3 protein-coding genes are annotated in these 4545 nt (G+C 62.8%); all 3 read left to right on the forward strand.

Annotation, left to right across the window (positions count from 1 at the left end):
• Positions 1–355 precede the first annotated feature (355 nt).
• Positions 356–1969: an amino acid adenylation domain-containing protein gene (locus PQQ96_RS41670; RefSeq protein ID WP_408303189.1), complete on the forward strand. Its 1614-nt coding sequence runs from the start codon at positions 356–358 to the stop codon at positions 1967–1969.
• Between the two features lie 172 nt (positions 1970–2141).
• Entirely contained in the window at positions 2142–2402 is a 261-nt protein-coding gene (locus tag PQQ96_RS41675; RefSeq protein WP_408303191.1) for an acyl carrier protein, read from the forward strand.
• Positions 2403–2442: 40 nt separating this feature from the next.
• Positions 2443–4242 (forward strand): alpha/beta hydrolase, encoded by a 1800-nt coding sequence (locus tag PQQ96_RS41680; protein WP_408303193.1) that lies wholly within the window; start codon positions 2443–2445, stop codon positions 4240–4242.
• The last annotated feature ends 303 nt before the right edge of the window (positions 4243–4545 follow it).

Consider the following 4545-nt stretch of genomic DNA (forward strand, 5'->3'; position numbering starts at 1 on the left):
AGCCCATCCGCAGTCAGTACCAGGGGCCACATGACCCGCGCGCGGCGGGCGGCCCCGCATACCCTCATTCGTCTGTTGAGAGGGGTATCGCACATATACCGGACCTGCCGGATTCTATGATTCATACGAAACCTTGGACGACAGCGTTCTCAAGCGATATCGCATGAGAACACTGCTTCGCCCAGGCGCCGCCCGAGAATCTTTCTTGCGAAACTCTCCTGCGATACCGCAGCGCGCGACCGGGTAGCTCCGCCGCCCGGCAGTGCGCTTTCGGCATGACCGGCAGTTGCGCGCGAGCCCGTTCGGGTAAGCCGATGCGTGCGCCGGTTTAATGCCCAATGGACCGAGGCTGTGAATGCTGGATTCCTTCTTCTTCGATACTGCCGCGAGCGAGCCGGATAGTCCCGCGCTATGGGTCGATGAACGCCTCTATTGCTATGGCGAGCTTGCATCGCGGGCGCACCGGATTGCGGCCGGGTTGAGCGCCGCAATGCCGGCCGGCCGCCTTGGGCGCTGCCTGCTGTTCGCGCATCGCAGCGTAGCTGTCTACGCCGGGCTGCTAGGGATCCTCAAGGCGGGTTTCGCGTACGTGCCGCTTAATCCCAATGTGCCCGCTGCGCGCACTGCAGCCGCGATCGAACAGTCGGGCGCGCCGCTGTTGCTGGTTGATCGGCGTTGCGCGGCATCGCTCGACGAAGTGTTGTCGCTGCTTGACGACTGTCCACGGATTGTGATGCTGGATGACGTAGGCGCTGAAGACGCTCAAGGCACGAACGCCGCGCGTACTGCTTCGGCCTCTGCCGTCGATGGATCGATCGGGTTCTCTCCGGATGCACCCGTTGCAGAAGCCCCTGCACCCCGTGCACAAGACGATCTTGCCTACATTCTCTTCACGTCCGGTTCGACCGGCGCACCCAAAGGCGTACCGATCTCGCACGTCAACGCGGATGCCTACGTGGCAGGGCAACTGCAATTGCTGGGGCGGCTGCCTTGCGCACGCTACGCGCAATGGTGCGAGCTCACCTTCGATCCGTCGGTACACGACATGTTCGTGTGCTGGGCAAATGGCGGCTGCCTGTACGTGCCGAAGACCGTCGAGCCGATCTACAACGCGGCGTTCATCAAGGAACACGCGATTACGCACTGGAGCAGCGTGCCCTCGGTGGCCGGTTTCATGCAGCAGTTTCGCAAGCTGGGACCGAACGAATTCCCGAGCGTGCGCGTGACGCTGTTCGGTGGTGAGCCCCTGCCGCGCTTGCTGGTACAGGCGTGGTTGCGCGCCGCGCCAAATAGCCGCGTGCTGAATATGTACGGACCAACCGAAACCACAGTGGCCTGCGCGGCTTTCGAAGTCACAGCGGAATTTCTCGACGATCCGCAGCATGCGGTCATGCCGCTCGGCGGCGCATTGCCGGGCATGGAACTGTTGATCGTCGACGCCGCGCTCGCGACAGTCGCGCCCGGCGAAAGCGGTGAACTGCTGATCGGCGGACCCCAGTTAGCCGAGGGCTATCTGTCGCCGGACGAACCGGGCAATTGCCGCTTCGTTTCAACCACCTACCCGGGCCACGCCTCGCAGCGCTGGTATCGAAGCGCCGACGCTGCGCGCGAAGCAGCCGGGCAGGGCATCGTGTTTCAAGGGCGGATGGACACGCAGATCAAGATTCGCGGCAACCGGATCGAGCTCGAAGAAGTCGAGCATGTTGTGCAGGCATGCAGCCACGCGGCGCTCTGCGCGGTGGTCGCGTGGCCCGTCGACGATGCGGGCCGTGCCGGCGGCCTGATTGCCTTCGTGACCCGCGCGCAAGGCAGCGCGCCGCAGATTCTGCAAGCGTGCCGTCAGCGGTTGCCGGTGTACGCCGTGCCGCAACGGATCGTGATGCTCGACGCGTTGCCGCTCAATGTGAACGGCAAGATCGACAGGAAGGCGCTTGCCGAAATTTGTGCCGGCATCGATGCGGTCGCGTGACAGGCATCGGTTAATATGATCTGTATAACGAAATATTATTCTAAAGTGCCGACAAGTATCGCGCGTTAGCGTTTGTCTCAGACCAGGTTGTTGATGACAGCGCATCCGTGTGCGCGCTTGATGTATCGATGGATCGATGCAGTAGCTAAAAATCAGGTATCCGGGGTGTCAGATGAAAAATCACGTGCGTAGCATTCTTCAGGAGGCCGCCTGTCTCGACGTACCGGTCGACACGCTCGGCGATCGCGACGATCTCTATGCGGCAGGTTTGTCATCGCTCGGGTCGGTTCGCCTCATGATGGCCATCGAAGAAAACTTCGCCATCGAAATTCCGGCCGCACTGATTACCCACGATCTGTTTCAGAGCATCGACTCCCTCGCTGGCATGATTGCGCACCTCGTGCCGGAGGAATCGCTTGCGCCGCGAATCTGAAGTGGCGCTGCGGCAACTGACCATGACGAATTCGTCCACCATGACGCCGGTGACGTTCGACGGCTGTTTCGGATGGCTGCACCGACCGGCCGGCACGCAGGCGGGCATGGGCGTGGTGCTATGCAATCCGTTCGGCTATGAAGCACTGTGCACGTATCACGGCTGGCGCGAATTCGCTGAGGCGCTCGCTGCGCGCGGCATGCCCACGCTGCGCTTCGACTACCCTGGCACCGGCGATTCGAGCGGCAACGAGGAAGACCCGCAACGCCTGCGCGCATGGCTAGACAGTATCAAGGGCGCCGCAGCGTGGCTGCGCGCCGAAACCGGTGTGACGCGCCTGAGTTTATGCGGGCTGCGTCTGGGTGCCACGCTCGCGGCGTTGGCTGCCGACGAGCTGGGTGGCGTCGAGAATCTCGTGCTGCTCATGCCACCGAGTTCCGGCAAGAGCTACATCCGCGAGTTGGAGATCCAGCATCAAAGTTGGCTCAGTGCGCAACATGCGCTCGGGCTCAGCCTCGATGCAGAGGCCGCGGAAACGATCGGCGCGCATGGCTTTCGCCTTTATCCGGACTCGCTCGAGATGCTCGCGAAGGTTGATCTCGAGCGGGGCGCGCAGTGTCCCGCGCAGCGTGTGCTGCTGCAGGACCTGAACGAAAGTGCGCGTCTGAAACGGCTGGCCGCGCATTATCAGGCTCAGGGTGCTGAAACGGACCTGCAGATTTTCAGCGAGTTCAGCAGGTTTCTGCTCGATCCCAGCTACAGTGAGCCGCCGGCTCAGGCATTCGAGAGCGTGCTCGAATGGCTGGGCGCACAGGCGGTCACGGCAACCGGGACGGCGGTCGAGATACTGGGCTCCGCAGCGACCGCACGAATCGAGTTCGCGCATGGCCGCGAGACGCCCGTTGTGTTCGATGGCGGGCGTTACGCAGGGGTGTTCTGCCAGCCATCGCGAGCGCTTGAAGGGGCGCCGGCGGTGCTGTTCGTCAACACGGGCGGTGTGCACCGGATCGGCGACGGCCGCTTCGCGGTGCTGATGGCGCGGCATCTCGCGGCCCAGGGCATCGCATCGTTGCGCATGGACATCCGCGGTCTCGGCGATAGTCTTCGTCGCGACGATGGGCTGACGCTCGATAGGGTGTATGCCCAATACGCAGTCTCGGACGCCAGCTCGGGCGTCGATTGGCTGGCGGCGGCCGGCCATCCGAAAACCGTCATGTTCGGCGTTTGCACGGGCGCGTATGTCTGCATTCATACGGCACTCACCCATCCGGGGGTGGTGGGTTGCGCCGCCGTCAATCTGCCGCTGTTCGTCTGGGGTGGCGCGCGAACGCGACCCGGCGCGCAGCACGTGGCATCGAGTGTCGTTTACCGGCGCTCGATGCGCAATCCACGCAAATGGCTGCGGCTACTGACTGGCCAGGCGAACGGGCGCGCGATTGCCACCGAACTCGCGCGCCGTTTATGGGCACGCATTGCCGCGCGCGCCAGCACGGCGCTCGAGCGGCTCTTCGGGCAGTCGACGCCAGGTGGCGCCGTCCGCAGAATCGCGCTGGAACTCGAGCGCAAGGGTGTGCAGACTGCGCTGATGTACGGTCCACTTGACGAGGGGCTGGACGAGCTGGAGATTCATTTCGGACCGAACGGCAGCCAGCTTGGCAAGCTGAGGAACGTCACCGCGAACGTGGTTGGCAAGGTGGATCACGCGCTGTTTTCGCACGCTGCGCGTGATGCGGTGATGGCGCAGTTCGACCTGTTTCTGCGCGACAGAGTGCTGGGTGCACGGCGTGAAGTTGTCACGCCGAACCTCCGTTTGCGCGTCGCTCAGGCGCGGCAGCCCTGAATTAGCGGCTTCTTTTTTATTGACAAAGCCCGCCAAGTCAACGAAGATCGGCTGCATGAACTGCCTCGACATCCGTATTGCGCTGATTATTAGCACCATTCATCGAATGGTGGGTTAGCGCGCGTTTGATAGCAGTGATGCGCAGTGACAAAAACCCGCCCCACGAGGCGGGTTTTTTTATGTCCGCTTGCTGCCTGCCTCCTGGTGATCTCTCTGTTGATTTGCCTTTGCCGCTCAGGAGCTTGCCTTGCCGTTACACGAACTCAATCAGGTCGCCGACGCCGCCGATAGCGTGGCGTTGCG

It is taken from the genome of Paraburkholderia sediminicola (genome assembly GCF_046027825.1).
GTDB classification, from domain to species: domain Bacteria; phylum Pseudomonadota; class Gammaproteobacteria; order Burkholderiales; family Burkholderiaceae; genus Paraburkholderia; species Paraburkholderia sediminicola_D.

Bases quoted from the DNA above. Each gene is read 5' to 3' on its own strand.
- PQQ96_RS41670 (WP_408303189.1), top strand. From the start codon at position 356: ATGCTGGATTCCTTCTTCTTCGATACTGCCGCGAGCGAGCCGGATAGT.
- PQQ96_RS41675 (WP_408303191.1), top strand. From the start codon at position 2,142: ATGAAAAATCACGTGCGTAGCATTCTTCAGGAGGCCGCCTGTCTCGAC.
- PQQ96_RS41680 (WP_408303193.1), top strand. From the start codon at position 2,443: ATGACGCCGGTGACGTTCGACGGCTGTTTCGGATGGCTGCACCGACCG.